The sequence below is a fragment of the Methylomonas fluvii genome, assembly GCF_014850975.1.
Lineage (GTDB): Bacteria > Pseudomonadota > Gammaproteobacteria > Methylococcales > Methylomonadaceae > Methylomonas > Methylomonas fluvii.
Genome location: NZ_JACXST010000003.1, coordinates 35,825 through 54,993 on the forward strand (window position 1 = coordinate 35,825; position 19,169 = coordinate 54,993).

At 55.0% G+C, this 19,169-nt stretch carries 16 protein-coding genes, 2 pseudogenes and 1 CRISPR repeat array; of the genes and pseudogenes, 4 read left to right on the top strand and 14 right to left on the bottom strand.

Going from position 1 to position 19,169, the window contains the following annotated elements; genetic code table 11:
- Nucleotides 1-37: 37 nt before the first annotated feature.
- Nucleotides 38-949, top strand: coding sequence for a type I-E CRISPR-associated endonuclease Cas1e (cas1e, locus tag EBB_RS17670; protein ID WP_192395094.1), 912 nt, complete (start codon nt 38-40; stop codon nt 947-949).
- A complete protein-coding gene (gene cas2e / locus EBB_RS17675; RefSeq protein WP_192395095.1) occupies nt 930-1,262 on the top strand; it encodes a type I-E CRISPR-associated endoribonuclease Cas2e in 333 nt (110 codons plus the stop codon). The genes cas1e and cas2e overlap by 20 nt, the downstream gene beginning before the upstream one ends.
- Before the next feature lie 132 nt (nt 1,263-1,394).
- Nucleotides 1,395-4,110: a CRISPR direct-repeat array (repeat unit 29 nt; unit sequence GCGTTCCCCGCACCCGCGGGGATGAACCG).
- An 86-nt stretch (nt 4,111-4,196) separates the two neighbouring features.
- Here the strand turns inward: cas2e and traN are convergent.
- From traN to traL, 14 genes are all read right to left on the bottom strand, one after another.
- Nucleotides 4,197-7,013: a conjugal transfer mating pair stabilization protein TraN gene (traN, locus tag EBB_RS17680; protein ID WP_371741590.1), complete on the bottom strand. Its 2,817-nt coding sequence runs from the start codon at nt 7,011-7,013 to the stop codon at nt 4,197-4,199.
- Complete coding sequence (locus tag EBB_RS17685) at nt 6,980-8,011, bottom strand: TraU family protein (protein WP_192395096.1); 1,032 nt, start codon at nt 8,009-8,011, stop codon at nt 6,980-6,982. The genes traN and EBB_RS17685 overlap by 34 nt, the downstream gene beginning before the upstream one ends.
- Nucleotides 8,008-9,138 (bottom strand): TrbC family F-type conjugative pilus assembly protein, encoded by a 1,131-nt coding sequence (locus tag EBB_RS17690; protein WP_229427603.1) that lies wholly within the window; start codon nt 9,136-9,138, stop codon nt 8,008-8,010. The genes EBB_RS17685 and EBB_RS17690 overlap by 4 nt, the downstream gene beginning before the upstream one ends.
- Before the next feature lie 55 nt (nt 9,139-9,193).
- The gene (lepB, locus tag EBB_RS17695) at nt 9,194-9,757 is read right to left on the bottom strand and encodes a signal peptidase I (protein ID WP_192395098.1); all 564 of its coding nucleotides are present in this window, start codon (nt 9,755-9,757) and stop codon (nt 9,194-9,196) included.
- A gap of 4 nt (nt 9,758-9,761) precedes the next feature.
- A complete protein-coding gene (locus EBB_RS17700; RefSeq protein WP_192395099.1) occupies nt 9,762-10,079 on the bottom strand; it encodes a hypothetical protein in 318 nt (105 codons plus the stop codon).
- A complete protein-coding gene (gene traC, locus EBB_RS17705) occupies nt 10,069-12,483 on the bottom strand; it encodes a type IV secretion system protein TraC (protein ID WP_192395100.1) in 2,415 nt (804 codons plus the stop codon). Before traC ends, EBB_RS17700 begins: the two co-directional genes overlap by 11 nt.
- A complete protein-coding gene (locus tag EBB_RS17710; RefSeq protein ID WP_192395101.1) occupies nt 12,480-12,743 on the bottom strand; it encodes an RRXRR domain-containing protein in 264 nt (87 codons plus the stop codon). The genes traC and EBB_RS17710 overlap by 4 nt, the downstream gene beginning before the upstream one ends.
- Nucleotides 12,744-12,750: 7 nt before the next feature.
- Nucleotides 12,751-13,050, bottom strand: a complete 300-nt coding sequence (traA, locus tag EBB_RS17715) for a TraA family conjugative transfer protein (protein ID WP_062329743.1) — start codon at nt 13,048-13,050, stop codon at nt 12,751-12,753.
- Between the two features lie 128 nt (nt 13,051-13,178).
- A complete protein-coding gene (locus EBB_RS17720; protein WP_192395102.1) occupies nt 13,179-13,706 on the bottom strand; it encodes a TraV family lipoprotein in 528 nt (175 codons plus the stop codon).
- Nucleotides 13,703-14,512 carry a DsbC family protein gene (locus EBB_RS17725; protein ID WP_192395103.1) on the bottom strand — a complete coding sequence of 270 codons (810 nt, stop codon included), beginning with the start codon at nt 14,510-14,512 and terminating at the stop codon, nt 13,703-13,705. The genes EBB_RS17720 and EBB_RS17725 overlap by 4 nt, the downstream gene beginning before the upstream one ends.
- A gap of 28 nt (nt 14,513-14,540) precedes the next feature.
- Nucleotides 14,541-15,896, bottom strand: coding sequence for a TraB/VirB10 family protein (locus tag EBB_RS17730; protein ID WP_192395104.1), 1,356 nt, complete (start codon nt 15,894-15,896; stop codon nt 14,541-14,543).
- Nucleotides 15,896-16,849 (bottom strand): TraK domain-containing protein, encoded by a 954-nt coding sequence (locus EBB_RS17735; RefSeq protein WP_192395105.1) that lies wholly within the window; start codon nt 16,847-16,849, stop codon nt 15,896-15,898. The genes EBB_RS17730 and EBB_RS17735 overlap by 1 nt, the downstream gene beginning before the upstream one ends.
- Nucleotides 16,846-17,457, bottom strand: coding sequence for a TraE/TraK family type IV conjugative transfer system protein (locus tag EBB_RS17740; RefSeq protein ID WP_192395106.1), 612 nt, complete (start codon nt 17,455-17,457; stop codon nt 16,846-16,848). The genes EBB_RS17735 and EBB_RS17740 overlap by 4 nt, the downstream gene beginning before the upstream one ends.
- Nucleotides 17,454-17,735, bottom strand: coding sequence for a type IV conjugative transfer system protein TraL (traL, locus tag EBB_RS17745; RefSeq protein WP_192395107.1), 282 nt, complete (start codon nt 17,733-17,735; stop codon nt 17,454-17,456). Before traL ends, EBB_RS17740 begins: the two co-directional genes overlap by 4 nt.
- A 260-nt stretch (nt 17,736-17,995) precedes the next feature.
- Between traL and EBB_RS17750 the strand changes: the two are divergent.
- Nucleotides 17,996-18,306: pseudogene (locus tag EBB_RS17750) on the top strand (integration host factor subunit beta).
- 84 nt (nt 18,307-18,390) lie between these two features.
- Nucleotides 18,391-19,146 (top strand): annotated as a pseudogene (locus EBB_RS26735) (transposase); the annotation flags it as partial.
- Nucleotides 19,147-19,169: the final 23 nt, after the last annotated feature.

The window sequence follows — 19,169 nt, forward strand, 5'->3', positions numbered from 1 at the left end:
ATTACTCACATTGTCACTTGAATAAGGACTGTTCGACATGCTTCCTCCCCTAAAACCCATCGCCATGAAAGAACGCGTTTCCCTGGTCTTCATCGAAAAAGGCCAAATAGATGTCCAAGACGGCGCCTTCGTCGTCATCGACGAAACCGGTATCCGCACCCACATCCCGGTCGGCACCATCGCTTGCATCATGTTGGAACCCGGCACTCGCGTCTCCCATCACGCCGCCGCGTTGGCCGCCAGGGCAGGGACCTTGCTGGTCTGGGTCGGCGAAGCCGGTGTCAGATTATATGCAGCCGGCCAGCCAGGCGGCGCCAGATCGGACAGATTGCTGTATCAAGCCAAACTAGCGCTGGACGATGACGCGCGGTTGAAAGTGGTACGCAAGATGTACGAAATCCGTTTCGGCGAAAAACCGCCCGAACGCCGTAGCGTCGAGCAACTGCGCGGCATAGAAGGCGCCAGAGTCAGGAAGTTGTACCAATTATTGGCCAAACAGGCCGGCGTGGAATGGAATGGCCGCAATTACGACCATACCGATTGGGACAACAGCGACACCGCCAACCGCTGCCTCAGTTCGGCGACTGCTTGCCTGTACGGCATCTGCGAAGCGGCGGTGTTGGCCGCCGGTTACGCCCCGGCCATCGGTTTTATCCACACCGGCAAGCCGCTGTCGTTTGTTTATGACATCGCCGACCTGTTCAAATTCGACGAGATCGTCCCGCACGCCTTCAAAATCGCCGCCAAGAATTATCCCAACCCGGAGCGCGAAGTACGCTTGATGTGTCGCGACGTGTTCCGGCAAAGCAAAATTCTGCGCAAAATCATCCCGACCATCGAAGAAGTGCTGGCGGCCGGCGAATTGGAAGTCCCCAAACCGGCCGAGGAGAACATTGCCCCGGCCATTCCCAATGCGGAGGGCATCGGCGATGTTGGTCATCGTAGTTGAAAACGTTCCGCCCAGACTGCGTGGGCGCTTGGCCGTATGGCTAATCGAAATTCGCGCTGGCGTCTATGTCGGCGACTTGTCGGCCAAGGTGCGCGAAATGATCTGGTCGCAAGTCGAGGATGGCTTGGAAGACGGCAACGCTGTAATGGCTTGGTCCACCAATACCGAATCGGGTTTCGATTTTATGACGCTGGGTAAAAACCGCCGCCTGCCCGTAGAACTGGACGGCTTGAAATTGGTGTCGTTTTTTCCGCCGGACGAAGCCGATTTGTCTCCCTCGCCCTCAGGGAGAGGGGCGGGTGAGGGAAAATAGGTACTAAATTTCTGTTGGGGTACAGGGCGCAAAGTGGTTTCGTCAGCTTTTTAACAACTTGGAAAAGGTAAAAAATTCGGTAGAAGTTTAGCCGAGTTATTTTTATATGCGTAACAATAAGTTACGATTAGTGCGTTCCCCGCACCCGCGGGGATGAACCGTAATAAACCTCAGCCGCGCCGATGCTATTGAGGCGTTCCCCGCACCCGCGGGGATGAACCGCCTACATGGACAACGGTGACACCTACCCGAACGCGTTCCCCGCACCCGCGGGGATGAACCGCGATAGTTTGAGGTGCAATCAAAGGCGGGTGAGCGTTCCCCGCACCCGCGGGGATGAACCGCTTGCAAAGATCGGGCGCCTCTTGAATCGTTGGCGTTCCCCGCACCCGCGGGGATGAACCGTCACACTGAGGCTTACCCATACGGCGTTTCAAGCGTTCCCCGCACCCGCGGGGATGAACCGTAATAAACCTCAGCCGCGCCGATGCTATTGAGGCGTTCCCCGCACCCGCGGGGATGAACCGGTAAACAGCCGCAGCACAGAGGCAAAGAACGCGCGTTCCCCGCACCCGCGGGGATGAACCGTGATGGAGTTACGCGGCAAAGGCGCACGGCAAGGCGTTCCCCGCACCCGCGGGGATGAACCGCGCATTACCCACCGCCACTAAACCGCTTAAAACGCGTTCCCCGCACCCGCGGGGATGAACCGCCTTTGTAATGGTTGCCGCCGATTTGGGTGTTGCGTTCCCCGCACCCGCGGGGATGAACCGACATGCGCCGCCCGCCCGTTACGCCCCGGCCAGCGTTCCCCGCACCCGCGGGGATGAACCGGCCACTACGCCGAGGTCGATCAGTTTGGAGCGGCGTTCCCCGCACCCGCGGGGATGAACCGTCGATAAACAGGTTGCGCAGCTCATTTTCAACGCGTTCCCCGCACCCGCGGGGATGAACCGCCGTCGGTCCGCAGTATGTTTATTGGGTAATGGCGTTCCCCGCACCCGCGGGGATGAACCGTCTTCCGTGTGCCTATCAATCCCACCAATGGCGCGTTCCCCGCACCCGCGGGGATGAACCGCGGATGACGACGAATACGGCGAAGATGAAGAGGCGTTCCCCGCACCCGCGGGGATGAACCGCAAGAGGCGGACACATGATCGTATCTGAACGCGCGTTCCCCGCACCCGCGGGGATGAACCGTCATCATCGGTTATGCACTGATGCCCGCTATCGCGTTCCCCGCACCCGCGGGGATGAACCGGCATTTCATTTAACTTAATTTGACATTACAAAGCGTTCCCCGCACCCGCGGGGATGAACCGTTGGCGGTCGCAGTTAGCGTGTCGCTTTCCTGGCGTTCCCCGCACCCGCGGGGATGAACCGCACTCTTACCACTGCCCGGGGTACCGGTTACAGCGTTCCCCGCACCCGCGGGGATGAACCGAGTCAGTGACCACACCGGAAATGATCGAGAAAGCGTTCCCCGCACCCGCGGGGATGAACCGCCACCGGAACCAGTTGCAGGCGCACCACCACCGCGTTCCCCGCACCCGCGGGGATGAACCGCCAGTTGTTAGCGTGAACGTTTCCGCCGTTTCGCGTTCCCCGCACCCGCGGGGATGAACCGTCATGGCGCGGATTCCAGTTGTTCCAGGTCTTGCGTTCCCCGCACCCGCGGGGATGAACCGCGTTATAAGGAGGGTAAACAGTCGCAGTAGTAGCGTTCCCCGCACCCGCGGGGATGAACCGAATCAGTCACTACTCCGGAAATGATCGAGAAAGCGTTCCCCGCACCCGCGGGGATGAACCGCCGATAATCAAAGGTAACGCCAGGCATCACCAGCGTTCCCCGCACCCGCGGGGATGAACCGCCTTGGATTAACCTCCAGCAACTTAAGCATTTGCGTTCCCCGCACCCGCGGGGATGAACCGCTGATTACAGTTGTCGTGATAGCGTTGTGCCAGCGTTCCCCGCACCCGCGGGGATGAACCGGCTATCAGTTTGCGGATAGCCTTGGTCATCCGGCGTTCCCCGCACCCGCGGGGATGAACCGCTATTTTTGTGACTGGTCCACGGTATCAATTCGCGTTCCCCGCACCCGCGGGGATGAACCGGACACATGGAAAAAGGGCGCAGACGTTGCAGAGGCGTTCCCCGCACCCGCGGGGATGAACCGCCGGCCGAAATAATGGCCCACTTTGATTCATTGCGTTCCCCGCACCCGCGGGGATGAACCGCAACCCGGTGCCGGCTGAAATTTCCAGCGTTGGCGTTCCCCGCACCCGCGGGGATGAACCGCCAGCACCGGAAAACCTCATGGCCGGCCGGATGCGTTCCCCGCACCCGCGGGGATGAACCGTTGTCCACCTACGGCGGGAAGCTGGCGGAGAAGCGTTCCCCGCACCCGCGGGGATGAACCGAATGATCACTCATGCCGCGCACCCTCTATTGCGCGTTCCCCGCACCCGCGGGGATGAACCGCCATGAACAAACAGCTTTCAGCTTCGGAAATGGCGTTCCCCGCACCCGCGGGGATGAACCGCGGCTAATCCGGCCCAGGTACCTGACAAAGTGGCGTTCCCCGCACCCGCGGGGATGAACCGAACACCCTGCTGTACTCGTCAACCTGAATATCGCGTTCCCCGCACCCGCGGGGATGAACCGTTGACGGAAACGAAAACCTAACTGCGCCATTAGCGTTCCCCGCACCCGCGGGGATGAACCGATGGCTAAGCCCCAAGGTGCTCCACCACCGCTGCGTTCCCCGCTCCCGCGGGGATGAACCGCTTCCGCAAGATGGCTCAATGGAAGTAGTTATGCGTTCCCCGCACCCGCGGGGATGAACCGAAATTGATCTCGGAATTAATCGCAAAATCTTGTATAAAGTACGACAGCTATTATGGTTCTGACATGGTCGAAAGACGTCACCAATATTATTGCGGCCCCATGCCCCAGCCTTCCAGTTCCGACTGCCTTTTGACCGTGGGCACATTCAGATCGGTCATCCGGCCTTGGGTGCGGGTTAAGGTATCCTGCCGACCACTGGAGGCAGCACCGTATTTCTGCGGATTCAACCGGCTGCCGCTGCCGGTCAATTGATCGAGATTCAACATGGATGCAGCATTGGCGTCTGTCGGCAAATGCCCGGTCTGTGCCAGAATGCCTAACCATTCGTCCAGATTGACTTGAGTCCAATCGACGCGATACAGATCCGATACTTTGATACCGCTACAACTGGGATTTTCCGGCGTACCAAAATCCATCCCCAGTTGTGGTTTGATTTGTTCGTTGAGGATGCGTGCTAGCGGCGAGTTGTAGCAGCAATAGCTTTCCTCGCGCTCCCAACAGACGCCAGCGACCTTGCTTTTGCAGAAGGTGCCTAAGTCTTTGCAGACTTTCAACTGCTTTTTCGCCGCCAGTTCGTATTCCGATTGTTCGCAGGAATACACCATCTGGATAATCATGATGATGATCATGACCACGGTATAAGCTCCCATCAAGGTGCTGAGCATTTCACCGGCCACGGCTGCACCGCCGCCCAGTTCAACGCCGCCGGATTGCGCCGCTGGCGTCAGATTGCCCGCCGAATCGAACGCCGCCTGGCCACCAGCGCTGAACAAGGCATTACCCGCCGCCTCGCCAAAGGTACTACCGATCCATTCCGCCACGGAATTGGTCAGTTCGGTTTTGAGTGCATCCAACAGGCCTTGCTCGGCAATATCCGATACGCTGAGCAAATCGGAGCCGACCAAGTCATTGACGCCGGAGGCAAAGCTGTTTTGCACGCCATTCCAGGCATCGCCTGCCATTGAGAACGGTGTCCTCAGGGTTTCCCAGGCACCACGAATCGCCGAGGTACTGTCCATGGTCATAATCGCATTGTCCATTTGACTGGTGGCCAGCAGTAAGTCGATGTATTTTCCAAGCCCCATGGCACCTGAAGGCGTTTCGCAGCAATCCACCAGATTCAAGGTGCCGCCGACCATTTTGCAGCTCGCATCCTTGCCTTTGAATACCTGGCAGGAGGTGGGATCTTTCTGCTGCAGATCAGCATTGGCATAATCACAACTCAAATCCATCGCCATTTGCTGAGCGGTATTGAGTAAAGCCACCGCCTTGCTGAAATCCTGACTTTGCGTACGGTTCACCGTCACGCAGTCTTCACCCATACAGCGAATCGGGCCCGCACATTGCTGCTGGGTGCTACTTTGAATACCGGGAATGGCCACCGACTGGCCACAGTCATAGGTATCGACGCTATCCCAACAGGTACCGGATCCCAGTACGTCCAAGCACTGGCTTTTGATAAACGCACAACCGCGACTTTCCAAAGTGGAACAACGGGTGGTCGGTGTATTACCACTCGGCGGTTGCAGACAATGCGTGCCTGCTGTGTCGGTCCAGCATTGTCCCGTGGCACTTAAATCACACTGGCCTGACGCCGAGACACTCATGCAGGTATTACGAATTCCGGTTGAGCTGGCCACCGGCGCTTGACTTAAATCCGACCCACACATCAAAACTTGCGATGTTGGATCGACATAACAACCCGTGTTATTGGCAGGGTCGTTGGTACAACTGAGTTGACTGCCGGCCTGGCAAATCCCATCGGTAATCGCATTGGCCAGGTTTTGGCAATTCGGTCCGCTCCAGCTCCATTGATCCTGGCTAATCAACTTCGAGACATCGTAGCGCAGGCGAATCCGTGAATAGCCTTCGCCATTGCCACCAACCATCGTGTCCTGTCGAAACACCTTATTGCCGGTGCTGTTGAAGGCATAGGTCACATCCGTATTCGGATGATCCACCCAGCTTTTGCTGAGCTCACAAGATCCGCCCCAGCCCGAGGAACCCGTATAAATCAGATTGCCGCCGTAATACACCCGTGCATGGTCATCGAACTCGACCATTTCCAAGGTGGCACTGGTAATCGCTTCCGGGTGGATAACGTTATAAGTGACTTGCCAAGTAAACACGCTACAACCGGCTGACCAGTAATTGTCGCCGACCACACCCACATACAAATCCATACAGCCCGGACCGCAGCTTGAGATGCCGCCGTTACCGGATACATAGGTCAGTAACGGTTCGACCTGCACTTGATGTGTCGCCGTACAACTGGACGGTATGGTCGGTTGGCGCAGACACAGTTGATAATCCGGCACCTGTACCGCATGACTAGTCGCTGTTTGCGTCGTCACCGTGGTGCAGTCCGAGAACGACTGCGCCCAAGGCGTAAAATGGGCAAACACTTGATCGCCAGCATTCCAGACCGCATCGTTTTGTAAATCCGGATGCGACTGGTGGGCATTGTTGACCAGGGTGCGATAGGCATTGCCGGTGGCACTGCTTTCGGTGTTCAACGAGGTCTGCGCATCCAAACCGGCAGCAATCGTGCCGGGATTATTGCCATACAGACTGGTGATATTGGCGGTCGTGCTGTTGGTGGTATTGGCATCCGGAAACAACGTGCCAATCGAGAGGGTGCTTTCCTGCGTCGAACCCGGATTCAAGGTCATCACGCCACTGCCGTTATCCAGCGGAAAGTGAAACCCACCTAGAATTTGTTGCCCAGTCTGCTGTCCCTGCTGGCCTGCGGCTTGAATCGCATCCGCCCAGGACACACCAAACGGCGTCCAGGCCAGCGTCACGCACAATATTCCAGACAGTGTCTGGACAAACCGGCACTGCGGATCGAATAGCGCTCTGAAGCCCATCACAAACCCACGCAGCAGTCCTGCCAACGCCACAGCAGGTAGAGGTGATCTTCACCTGGCCCCGGAAAGGTACGTCCAGCGCCCCATTTGAACGTTGTTTCACCAATGACATGGTTGGATTCGGTTTCCGCGACCGGATAGAACATCGACAGCCGGTATTGGGATTTGGGGATAAAGGGGTAAATGGAGCCACCACACAGAGACTCGTTACCGGAAGTTTTCCAGGCAAGGCCTCGGCGATGTAATGCCGCCGTTGCCCGTGTCGCCAGCAAACTGGTAATTCGAGGATCAGTGCCGTAACTGGTCGGCGAAATGCCCGATAAGGGATACATATGCCCCCAAGCACCGGCACACCAGAACAACGCATCCAAAGGATTGCCGGTGGCTGCCGCTGCGGCATCGGCGACACAAGCCGATATCGCTACAGGATTGGCAAACAACGCCGTTTCCGGACTGGTAAAAAACGCCAGTAAGTCGTTGTTCCAGGTGGGATCCAGTTCTGAGACATACAGCAAATCGAAATCCCGGTAGCCGTCACTGTTGCAGCGACCATCCCAGAACAGATCCAGCATAATGGTCAGCGGAAAGGCGAAGTAGTGGTAATTGAAAAACGACATCTCACTGGCATCGAAGTCGGCCTTGCCGGTGGTCGCAATCAAACGCACATTCGAGGCACTGAACTTATGACCGCCAAGGGCAGGGGAGCACCAAGGATTGCGGACGATTTCAATCAAACGGGCTGGATTCCACAAACCCATGGTCATGCCCAGTTCCGGTATGCCCATGGGATCGGTACAGAAGCAGAACTTCTGATCGGTAGCGATACTCGGCACATTGCCACCCCCTAACGAGGCACCGGCGGCGCGAATCGGAAACAAACAGCTCCAACAAATATCCGTGATGAGTTTGCCCGACCACAGCTGGGCATCGGCGCATAAAGGATCAGTAGCGGTTGTCGTGGTATCGGCATAAAGCGGGCTTGTCAGTGCCATCAGCACCCCAAAAACCCAGTGGAAAACGCTTCGCTTCATAACCGCGCTCCCTGTGAAGGCGGCACTTTGCGTTCATGAACCATCAGGTGGTTGCCAGCCTGTTCCACAATCGCCGGTACCTGCTGTAATCGAAAACGACTGCGCACATCCGGCGTCAGTAAATACACCGGTGCCTGCAGCGTGATTTCCAATGTCTTCAACTGTTCCCAGCCATCCAGACGCGGTAGGGATGTGGCCAAATACAGCACACGAGCTTTTTTGTCCTGGCAGGATTGACGCTGAATCAGCTCGACCTGAGCCGGTACCGTGGCATCGAATACCATCAGACATAAGCCAAACGGCATTTTGTCCAACGGATTGACGGTTTGTCCGGCACGGATGATTAATTGGCCGTTGGGCGCTACCAGATCCCGCGGGGCGGTGATGGTCAGATCCACCGTCCGATCACGATCGGCCTGAGCCGTGGGTAAATCTTCAAATTTCTGTTGTGCCCAAAATCGAGCGATGGCTTGTTGTTGCTTTTGTTTCCAGTCGATGGCGGCCATCCGGCGTTTGATATCTTCGAGCAAGTCGATTTCAGCAATCTCACCGACATCGCCTAAGGTGCCTAAATCACCTCGTTTGCCGGCTTTGATCTGCTCGTCCAGCCAGGACAAACTACTGACACCACGAACGTGTAAACGCGATTGTCCGTCTTGTTCGACGACGATGTCCGGTACGGATATTACCGACCAGTGTTGAAAACGGGTGGGATCAATCAGGATGTTGGGCAGCTGCTCAATGTCTTTCAGCAAGCGTTTGAGGTCCGCCATCAACGCCGGTAGTTTTTGTCCGGGCTTAGGCCCGCGAAACACCAGCAACACATCATCTCGCCCTGAAGCTTCTTCAAAAATGCCTTTCAGCGCCGTATCACCGAGCGAAAATGAGACAAATATAAGGGTGAGGGGTTTGTTGGATTGGTTTGTCGAAAGGCTTCTTTCCGTTCCCGTTGATAACGCAGGGTTTTGAATTGATTGCGCGGTTTCAAATACCTGCATCGCCTGGCGTTTCAGGTCCAACGGTGCAGTCTGACCGTTCAGCCAATCCGGTCGAGGCTGGCCTTCCAAGGCTTGCAAGATGGCCTGAGAACGTTGCAGCCAGGCTTCCTCCGCCTTAACTGTCTGCACACAGAAGCAGCAGAGAAAACAAAGCGCCGATTGCAGCCAACGATGTAGTGGTCGATCAAAACAACGCATAAGCCCGCCCAATCACCTGGTGGTCGTAGACATAGCCCCAATAGCGCGAGTCAAAACTCTTCGGCGTTTGCCCGGTCATCCAGTAGGCTGCCGGTGGAATGGTTTCATTGCGTTTAAAGCTGGCGGCGGGTTTTTTGAGTTTTTCCGCCAACGGCAAGCCTTCGATGATCAGTGAACCGTTGACCGTAGTTTGATGACTGTCGACCTGAATTCGATCACCGGTGACACCGGCGGCAATCTTGACGATAATCTGGCCGTCCTTGAAATACGGGGCCATGCGTTCCGCGCGAAACGCCATTAGATCGCCTCGCCAGATGTCTTTGTTGTAGGTGTCGATCAGATAAATCCATTTATCCGGTAAACAGCGATCCACTTGATCGTCGCCGCCGAACAGGAAGCGTTGACCGACGTAGCGTTCAACGGCCAATATCAATACCAAGATGGGCAGCGCTTTCAGCAAGAACATCCCGAAAGCCGCTTTGGTTTGGTAAGGTCTTAATCGGCCGGGTTTTGATTGCGTAGAGGATGCGGGTTGATGATGCGTGCTCATAAACTCACCGTCCTGGCGCTTGAATGTATAAATCACTGGGCGCAGCGACCACGGCAGTCGAATCAATCACCAGATAGCCCGCATCACTTAGTTTTTTGGCCTGGCCTTGCCAGTCGTCAACCATCTTGGTCATTTGCTCTTGCGTAGCATTGGGCGGTATCGACTGAATCAGCTTCGCCCGGTCCAGGATAAACACCGGTGTCACAAGATTGAGTCGAGCGATGGGTTGCTGCAATTGTTGACGCGCGGCAAACCAGCCGCCCACGGTGCCTAAACTGGCGGCGATCAATACCATGCTCAGCCATTGTGATTTAACGTCCATGGCTGACCTCGCGGGGTTTGGGTTGTCGACTGTCGAGAAGCTGTTGAATGGCGTCGCCCAAGCTCAAGCCTTGCCGGCGCAATTGCTTGAGTGCCTGCACATCTTCCGGTTTGGTGGAAAACAGAATGCGTTTGAAGGGATCGACGATCAAACGACCTATGCCAGAGCCCATTTCGGTGATGAAGAAGATTTCCGAATAGGCGCCAGGCAAGGTATGCACGGTTTTAAGCAACTCGTAGCCGCCATCGGAGAGTGGCAAGCGCCGATCCTGCTTCATGCCATCAATGACTTCGGCTTTCTGGCCAAGCAGATACATATTCGCCGAGTTCTCGACAATGGCCCGGCCCGCCGCATTGCGATATAAATCGTTCACCGACTGGGTGATGGTCACTGCCGCACCGCCGTATTTACGAAACCGTCGGTAGCCATGTTCCATAAACTTGGCCACATCGCCTTCGGTGAGCAGATCCCAAGCTTCGTCGATGATGACGATCTTGGGCCGGTTGCGTTCGCCGAGATACATTTCCTGCTGGATTTGGTAGATCAGTTGCAGCAACACCACCTGTTGCAGATGTTTGCGGCCCTTGAGTTCTTCGAGTTCCAGCACGGTAAAGTCGTTGGCGAATTTGGCATTGTTACGGCCATTGAAGTAACGGCCATATTCGCCTTTAGTCGTAAAGGGAAACAACTGCTCGCCGACGTCCTTTAAGCGTTGATCGGTTTCGGCGCAGAGCTGCCGGGCAATGTCATCGACCGACATGGACTGGGCTTTTTCGGTCCAGAGTTGCTTCAAAATTCGTTTGAGACCGGCGGTTTGGAAATCGGTCAGTTTCTCGGTTGGTGCCGCCATCTGGCTGACCAAGCCGGCTAACATATCGGCTTCTTCCTCAAAGTTTTGCACGATCTCGAAGGGGTTCATGCAGATGCCGGAACCGTGGGTGAATTTCACGAAATCGCCTTCCAATACCTCGCAGAGGTTTTCATAGGAGCGGCCGACATCGATCGCCCAGATCTGCGCGCCTTCGGTCAGATAGCTGACGATGATCTCGTTGGTCAGGAAGGATTTACCTTTGCCGGATTCGGCGGCGATGCAGAGGTTGTAATTGCCGGTGGTATCGAACAGCGACACAGCCATGTGTTCGCCGTTACGGGAGACGAAATTCAAGGTCGGTGTGCCGGTGCCTGCCCAGTCGCCGAATAGCGGCAATAGCGGAATGGCATGGCGGGTGGCCAGAGTGCGGTATCGTTTCAGGTCGGCAATTGCAGAACGTTCCGGCCCAAAGGGCAAACAGTTCAGGAAAAACGGCAGGCAAAAATACTTATCTTCCAGCAGCTGAAAACCCAGTTCTCGGAAATACACCCGCGCATTGGACACGGCAGCCGATTCCTCTTGTTCGTCGCAAAACAGCAGCACACCAAAATAACTGCGGATTGGCCGGTCGCCGTCGCCATAGGCTTCAAACAAGACGTCGAAGTTGTGTTTACGCTGTACCAATGCCGGCAAGAAGCGAGCAATTGGTGTGTTGACCTGGTTAGTAATGAATTGCCGCACGCCTTCCTGGCGGGTGCGGGTCGATTCGGCATCCGGGTAATGTAGGGTCAAACTCAGCAAGGCATTTTGGCGAATGCCACGGGTGCCTGACAGAATGTCGCCCAGATAGCTTTTGGCGCTCCCAAAATAGAAATGATCCGGTGTGCGTTTGGCGGATAAGGTCTTAACGCGCTTATTGCCGAGCCAGACGCCTTTTTCATCGGTCTCAACCGCATTGTCGTAATCCAAGAGCTGATCACGAATCAACTGGGTCGGATCGCATTCCGGCACGACACGATCTTTCCAACCGGCATCGGGGTTCCAATTGAGGAGGGTATTCAACACCCGCACATACTGATCGGCATCCAAAATCGAAGGATACAAACCAATCGTCGATAAGGACTGTTGAGTGGCGAGTTGCAATTCCGTGGCCCGACGGATTTCGGCTTCGTTAGGTCTGGGGTTGGCGATGGGTAATTTCACCGTGACGATCACATGACTACGTCGTAATCTGGCCCCTGAAATCGCTTCTGGCGGTTTGGTCGTGCCTTGGCGCAAAAACTCAATACTGGCACCAGTCATGGTTTTATAAGTGCTTTTTTGCTGTTTAATCCGCCGGGTTTGCATCACCGCCAGCGATTCTTCGATGTCTGGTGAGGTCCATAAGCTAACTTGCAGCAAGGTCTCGGTCGGCCAGTCCTGGTTTAGCAGTACATTGACGCGGGCCGCGACGCTTTGATCGGCGCCGGTCAGTGGCCGGCAGATAAAACCAAAACCGATACTGGCATCGGCCAGTAAAAATAAATGATGTGCGTTGTCATAAGCTAAGGCTGAAAACAGGCTGTCCGCTGTATGGGTTCGGGAGGCTTTCATTTTGATACCTCCTCGCTGTACAGCATATTCATGGCGGCTGCTTGATGGGCTTGCAACAAACGTATTGTGTAAGGATGGCGGCTGACCCGTATCGCCCGTTTTTGGCGGAGCAGTTCCCGCGCTCGCGCCGGATGACAGGGATTGAGTGGTGTGCCATCGGCGGCCTGAACGCGAACCGTGCGATCGGTCGTGTGTTCGGGGTTACGGCGGTCACCCGCCGCCAGCTCGGAAGGGGTGTGTGGTCCGGTGTTTGTACTCATAACGCCTTTACAGGGTTGCTGTGACGATATTGGTGATGATGGTCGGCGCTGCGAACAAACCCACGCCACTGGCCACACCCAGGACAAAGCCCATGATGCTGCCACGCACCACACCGGCCACCAGGCCGACGATCACAAACACGATGGCAATGATCCGACCGAGTAAGCCTTCGACCCAGCCGGTCAACAAGGTCCAGACGTTGTTGAACTCGGTACCGCCGGTACCGGCCATCGCGTCGGATGCCATCAATAGGAAAAAAAGCGATGCCAGGGCCACTAACACCTGGCTTCGAGTAGACGACTTCATTGAAACGACCTCTTGTGTAAGTAAAGACGGCTGCCCGTCTGGTCTCGGAAGGAATTTCCGGCTTAACAATAAGCGGTCGCCCGCTAAGGCTCGCTGAACCCGAAAGTCCGGCGGTGAAGGTGTAGGGTTTAGTTTTTGGCGGCTGGGATGTTCAGCGTCGGTTGCATATTCCGCGACTCGCCAGCATCAACGTCTGCTAAAGGGTGCTTTTCCGGCGCGCGTTGCTCGACTTGCAAGGGAATTAACGATGGACTTAAAGAAGGTGCCGACTTGCCGATCATCCAGCGCCGCGGTTCCAGTTCGGTGTAGACGTAGTTCGACACCATCAAATCGCCTTCAGCGTCTTCCCAAGGTGCAATCCAGATCCGCATTACCTGCGATGGGGTGCGAATCGGTGTCGGGTCATCGATTTTGGGTACCGGTTGCTGGACTGCTGGAATAAGGTCACTAGCAGGTGCGGTTTCCGCTGGATGATCGGGATTGACTGTCACGTCCGCTAAGGCGCGGTTGGTTTCTTGATAGGCCTGCGTGGTTGACAAACATTGCGGTTCGTCAGGCATGCCTTTACAGCCGTATTCGGTGGTGGCGCAACCGGATAATAAACTCAATCCAATCAGGCCGAAAACATACAATAAAAAAGGGTGTTTACGGCTCATGGCTTTTTCTCAGTCTTAGAGGCTTCAGGGGTAATCGCTTTGGCGACCTCATGCGGTTTATTGGCTAACCAATCTGCCAAGACGTCAGGGGCACCGCTGTGGGTACGACCGTCCGGGGCAATCAGAAACGGCACACCCTGCAAGCCAAACAGCTTGGCGGTGACCACGGATTTTTGCAGCGGCTCTTTATTGCATGGGCTAGGTGGTTCGGTCGGTAATCCAGCGTAATCCTGCTTCAACAGTCGATCACGGACACTGTCTTTGAGTTTGGTGTCGCTGGATCCCAACTGACAAGTCAATTGCACGACGATGTTTTGCGACTCGGGACCGAGGATAGGTACCATCACCAACTTGAAGGTGTATTGGTCCTGCAAGGCTTGCAGGTCTTTCATCACTTTGCCGCAATACGGGCAAAGCGGGTCGATGAATACCAACACCGAAGTCTTGCCGTGACCAATCGCCACCGGGCCTAAATCGTCGACATTGAGTTTCATGCGCGACAGATCAATGCGGTTGGCGATTTTGTCGATGTCGGGCAGATCCTTGATTTCCTGTTGGGTCCAAATATCCATCAATTTGCCGCCAGTTAGCGCGAAGCGGCCGTTACTGGAAATGAACACGGTTTGCTCGCCGGTCTTGACCATCTTCAGGCCCGTGATCGGTAAATCCTGCATGCCATCGATTTTGATCGATAAAAGGCCCGCGGCTATTTCGGAAATCGCCGGCTTTGGTGGGTTGGCAGCAAAACTGGCTGAAGTCACTAACAGTGGTGCCAGCAGCAGTAAATGGAATTTGCGTAGCGACATAACGACCTTTGAGTGGGGATTGAATGAATTAACTCGGTGACTTCAGCTTCAGTGCCGTGCCTTTTTGCACGATGAAGTTGACCTGGCGCGTGGCATCGACTTCGATGACCGGGTAAATTTCTTCGGCCATATCCATGTAAAAATGCGACAGCCGCTCCATGGCGTAACCGGCACCCTTCAAGGCACCGCCTTCCATGGACTGCGAGGAAAAAGCACTTTGGAATGGCGTGCTGCCTGCCAGACTGCCCAAACCGCCGGTCATCAACACCGGAATCTGGTTACGACCAAAGGCATCGGAAAAGCCGCGTAAAAAGCCGGCCATCATGGATTGAGCGAGTAGGGCGCCTTGTTTGGACACCACACGACCGCGCACGCCGTTTTTACCGTCTTCGCCAGTCGCATAGGCATTCATAGGCACTTCAATCGCGCCACCGTCCTGACGGACACAGGAAAAGGTCTCACCCCGAAAATAAGCCCGTTCAGCACTCAAGTCACCGAAGCCTGCCGCCAACAGAAAGCACTCGCGCACATCGGCATGGAAGTGGTTGGGCAGAATGGCTTCCTTCTTGATGCGAAACAGCACCGGCATGGGTTCTTTCTTGGCTTTCTTGCCGGTCGGCGCATCCAGGCCATTCAATAGAACACCCGTTAAAATACTGCCCGCCGGAATAAAGACTTCGCTGTGCTTGGCGGGTTGGTCGCCTGTGGTTCTACTCTCAGCATTTTCAGTGGAGGACTTCTCGTCCTTAATGACACGGATTTGCAATGCGGTGGTTGGTTGACCGTTGGCGGATCGTCCGCCCGAGACGCCGGTATTGCCGTGGTTAGGTGCCGGAATAGCCGCTTGTTCAAAGGCGCTGCTCAGGTCGTTGCTATCTAATGATGAACGCGGAGGAAATCGGTGGTCATTCGGATGGTTGAGGGTAGGGGAGGCCGTACTCGGCGTTGTTGGGGCATCAGCCGACAATTGAGTCGATGCCGTCGGTTTGTTTTTAAGCGACGCAACTTCACCGGACACGGCTTGTAATTTCTGGTCATAGGCTTCCCGTTCAGCTTCGGTCCATTGTTTGAAGCGTTGTTCATCGGATTGCTGCTCACGTTTTTGCTGCTCTTCAATCGCAGCCAGACGGCGGCTTTGCTCTTCATTCTTTTGCAGTAAATCCCGCAGCTGTGCCGAAATACCATCAATACCTAACGATCGCGGATCGCTATCGGTCAATATGTGTTGAATGGTGGCTTGTTTACTGAGGGGTTTGGTGACTTCCGGGGTGACGGTGGCCAAACCAATGATGGTGGCCAGCAATACGCCGCCAATACCACCGACGGCCAAATTACGTTTGGCCGTGGGGCTTAACGTGGACCACCATGAATCGACATCGGCCATTAGCGTTGGCCTCCGGTGAGTAAAGACGGTCTGAGCGTGGATTCAGATTCAGGTTCGCGTCGAACCGCGATATACAGTTCGGTGGATTCATTCTGTCCCAGCACGACTTTGGGCCAGGCGGCGACCGCCAACACGTCGTCCTTGCTGGTCGCACAAGCGCGTTCATCCAATTCCAATGGATCGCTGCTGGTGTTACGGGCCAGACCCACCAGAATCAGCATGTCCTGACCCTCCAACACCTGGCCGGTCCGAATCTGCACTTTATCTTGCAGGCAATGGATGTGTTCGGATTTACTGGGCTCGCGCAGGGCATAGCCTGCTGGTGTCTTTTGCAGACCCAGATCGCGGAACAACTTTTTTAGCTGAGTGATGTAGGCCTGTTCCTGATCGCTGGCTTTGCTGCCCGATGCGGCAGACTGCTGTTGCAGTTTGGTCAGCACCTTAACACTGTCTTTATCTAGGCTCAGATGAATCTCCCGGGCCGGGATGCGTTTGGGAATCAGTGTTAGCGACAAGGCAATGTCCTGGTTATCGCCCGGCGTAATGTACAAGGTCACCGGCGTCTCATCGGTAGTGGCCACATAGACAATTTTGCCTTTGGTACTGGTCGTAGCCTGGCTGGTCGTCGTGACCACCGGATTATCGAACGGCGTGACCAAACGATTCAGATGACCCACCGCAATCGGCATCAGTTCGTTGATGCCGGGTTTGACTTGAATGTTCTGTGGCGCAACCGATGAAGAGACTTGTTGGTTGGCTGCTTTTAATACGCTGGCGTCAACCGGTGGCAGTTCGATACCCAGCGATTGTGAATCGCTCGATGGCTCAGCTGATTCGGGTATTCGATCGCCCACGGTGGTCACCGGCGGTAATACGGTGATCGGTAACTCCTCGGCGGACGCAGTGCTACTGATGATCAACAGCAATGCCCAATGGCGGCAGGTTTTATTCATGGCTTGAGTTCTCCTGGCTGGGGTGGCAGGGCTTTTAAGCGCTCCACTGTTCTCGGGGCATCGGGATAGACATCGATAAACTCCAGACGCGGCCGGTAGTTTTTGATGGCGATGATGAATTCGTAAGTGCGCGGTTTGATGTCCGGTTTGGAATTGGGGCCTTGGCTTTTGAGTTCGCCACTGACGAAGACTTTATTGGTCTCGGCTTCGTAATCGACATGACGTGGGGTAAAGCTGATCGCCACTCGATCCATCTTGATGGCTTTGATTTGATCGGTCATGGCATCCAGGACGCTGCGATAAATGTCCGGCGCCAATAACGGCTCGATGGCGGTTTTCAGGAAATCGGCATTGGCGGGCGTGGTATTGCCCAACAGTTCCGCCAGAAACAAGCCCCACGATTCCTTGAATTCACTAGAGGCTGAGGTGCGGGTGACTTCGACTTCATGGCTAAGGGTAGGGGGTACCAGAATGATGCTGCGCTCGGTGCGCCAGGCGGCCAGCGAGGTAATCACGCACACCACCAGCAAGCCGATGATAATCACCCGGCTAAAGCGGTTCTCGGTCTCGTGACCGTCCCAGGTCTGTAGAAAATCCGACAATTTCATGGCAGGAACCGCCGGATATACGGATTAGGGATGGTCATTGCATGGCTGGGCAACAACCCTAACCAATACAAGGCATGTAAGGTATAGCCGTCGGGCCGGTTGTCACGGAATCGGCGGTAGAACTTAACCGCGATTAATCCAATGGCCAGTGCAGGAATGAAGTGGTCGATCAACATGCCCGTGAGCATGCAGACCATGAACGGCACAATCTCGTCGGCACTCCACAACAGAATGTGAATCGGATCGTCGATGGCTTGGGGAATGGCAACGGGTTCCATAATGACCTCTGATTAGGATGGTCATCATTGTGAAGTGATATTCAGTAAGGCATCTTGCAGCAAATGTCGAATTTGGCATTTGCTGCAAGGCGTGGCAATTTTTTAGTGGTAATGCGATAGGTGGGAACGATCAGTGCTGTACGTTTTGCCTTGACGTTGCTCGGTTATTCAGTTTTGTCTAATCTTCCGGCAAACTAAAAGCTTTAATCCTATCTAAATCTTAAATCATTACGCCAAAGACCAATGGCGACAATAATAAAATGACAAAATCGGAACTCATTGCCAAGATGGCCACAAACAACCTCATTTGCTTCAAAAAGATGTCGAACTTGCGGTAAACAGTGTGGTTGAAATATTGACTACTGCCTTAGCAAACGGCGAACGAATCGAAATCCGTGGTTTTGGGGGATTTTCAATAAACCAGCGTCGGGCCAGAACGGGGCGTAATCCCAAAACGGGTGATACGGTGCATGTGCCCAGTCGCTATATGCTGCACTTCAAGCCAGGATTGGACTTGCGAGAAAAGGTCAACGCCTCACGAACGATTTTCAAAACCATTAGGGATGTCTAGCGCTTGGATGTGCCGTGACTTCACGGTAAAAACAATAGGCAAAAAAATCCGACCAGTGGTCGGATATGAGCAAGGAAGAGCTGCTACAGTCATGCCAAGCAAATGAATCGCAAACGCAAGATGCTCAAACAACTGAAAACCCTGGTGGGACGGGTTTACCGGGATATCGATCGTCACTTGCTTGACCAATCCGATGCCGTCAAGCTGGCCTTCAAGGACACCTTGGAGAAAACGCAGCGTATTCTGACTCAGCAAACCCAGGATAAAAACAAGCTGTACAGCTTTCACGCCCCGGAAGTGGAGTGTATTGCCAAGGGCAAGGTACACAAAAAATACGAGTTTGGCGTCAAGGTAGGGATAACCGTCACCAATAAGAGCAATTTCGTGCTGGGTGCCCGCAGCTTCCCGGGTAATCCCTATGATGGACACACACTGTAATCTTGTCTGGAACAGGCGGAAATTCTGAGCGGCACCCGCGCCAAAGAAGTGTTTGTCGATCTGGGCTACCGGTGCGTCGAGCTCGCGGGCATCACGATTTACAAAACCCGGCAAAAACGCGGCGTAAATACCCGACGACTCAAACGCCCATTCAAACGTCGCAATGCCATCGAACCGGTCATTGGTCATCTGAAGAACGACGGCTTACTGGGACGCAACTACCTGAAAGGCGAAATGGGCGATGCGTTGCATGCCATTCTGTGCGGTGCCGGCCACAACATCCGTTTGATCCTCAGGCGGTTGAGGATTTTTTGGTCTCATTTTGCCAGTCGCTGTCTCGGCTTTGGGACACATTCTTGTCCGAACCATTTTTATCGTTCGCATGAGAACGGTCGTCCCTGAAAAAATTTCGGCTTTTTCAGGGA

Excerpts from the sequence above, each read along its gene's own strand:
- cas1e (WP_192395094.1), top strand. The coding sequence starts at position 38 with ATGCTTCCTCCCCTAAAACCCATCGCCATGAAAGAACGCGTTTCCCTG.
- cas2e (WP_192395095.1), top strand. The coding sequence starts at position 930 with ATGTTGGTCATCGTAGTTGAAAACGTTCCGCCCAGACTGCGTGGGCGC.
- EBB_RS17685 (WP_192395096.1), bottom strand. The coding sequence starts at position 8,011 with ATGAAGCGAAGCGTTTTCCACTGGGTTTTTGGGGTGCTGATGGCACTG.
- lepB (WP_192395098.1), bottom strand. The coding sequence starts at position 9,757 with ATGAGCACGCATCATCAACCCGCATCCTCTACGCAATCAAAACCCGGC.
- EBB_RS17700 (WP_192395099.1), bottom strand. The coding sequence starts at position 10,079 with ATGGACGTTAAATCACAATGGCTGAGCATGGTATTGATCGCCGCCAGT.
- traC (WP_192395100.1), bottom strand. The coding sequence starts at position 12,483 with ATGAAAGCCTCCCGAACCCATACAGCGGACAGCCTGTTTTCAGCCTTA.
- EBB_RS17710 (WP_192395101.1), bottom strand. The coding sequence starts at position 12,743 with ATGAGTACAAACACCGGACCACACACCCCTTCCGAGCTGGCGGCGGGT.
- traA (WP_062329743.1), bottom strand. The coding sequence starts at position 13,050 with ATGAAGTCGTCTACTCGAAGCCAGGTGTTAGTGGCCCTGGCATCGCTT.
- EBB_RS17720 (WP_192395102.1), bottom strand. The coding sequence starts at position 13,706 with ATGAGCCGTAAACACCCTTTTTTATTGTATGTTTTCGGCCTGATTGGA.
- EBB_RS17725 (WP_192395103.1), bottom strand. The coding sequence starts at position 14,512 with ATGTCGCTACGCAAATTCCATTTACTGCTGCTGGCACCACTGTTAGTG.
- EBB_RS17730 (WP_192395104.1), bottom strand. The coding sequence starts at position 15,896 with ATGGCCGATGTCGATTCATGGTGGTCCACGTTAAGCCCCACGGCCAAA.
- EBB_RS17735 (WP_192395105.1), bottom strand. The coding sequence starts at position 16,849 with ATGAATAAAACCTGCCGCCATTGGGCATTGCTGTTGATCATCAGTAGC.
- EBB_RS17740 (WP_192395106.1), bottom strand. The coding sequence starts at position 17,457 with ATGAAATTGTCGGATTTTCTACAGACCTGGGACGGTCACGAGACCGAG.
- traL (WP_192395107.1), bottom strand. The coding sequence starts at position 17,735 with ATGGAACCCGTTGCCATTCCCCAAGCCATCGACGATCCGATTCACATT.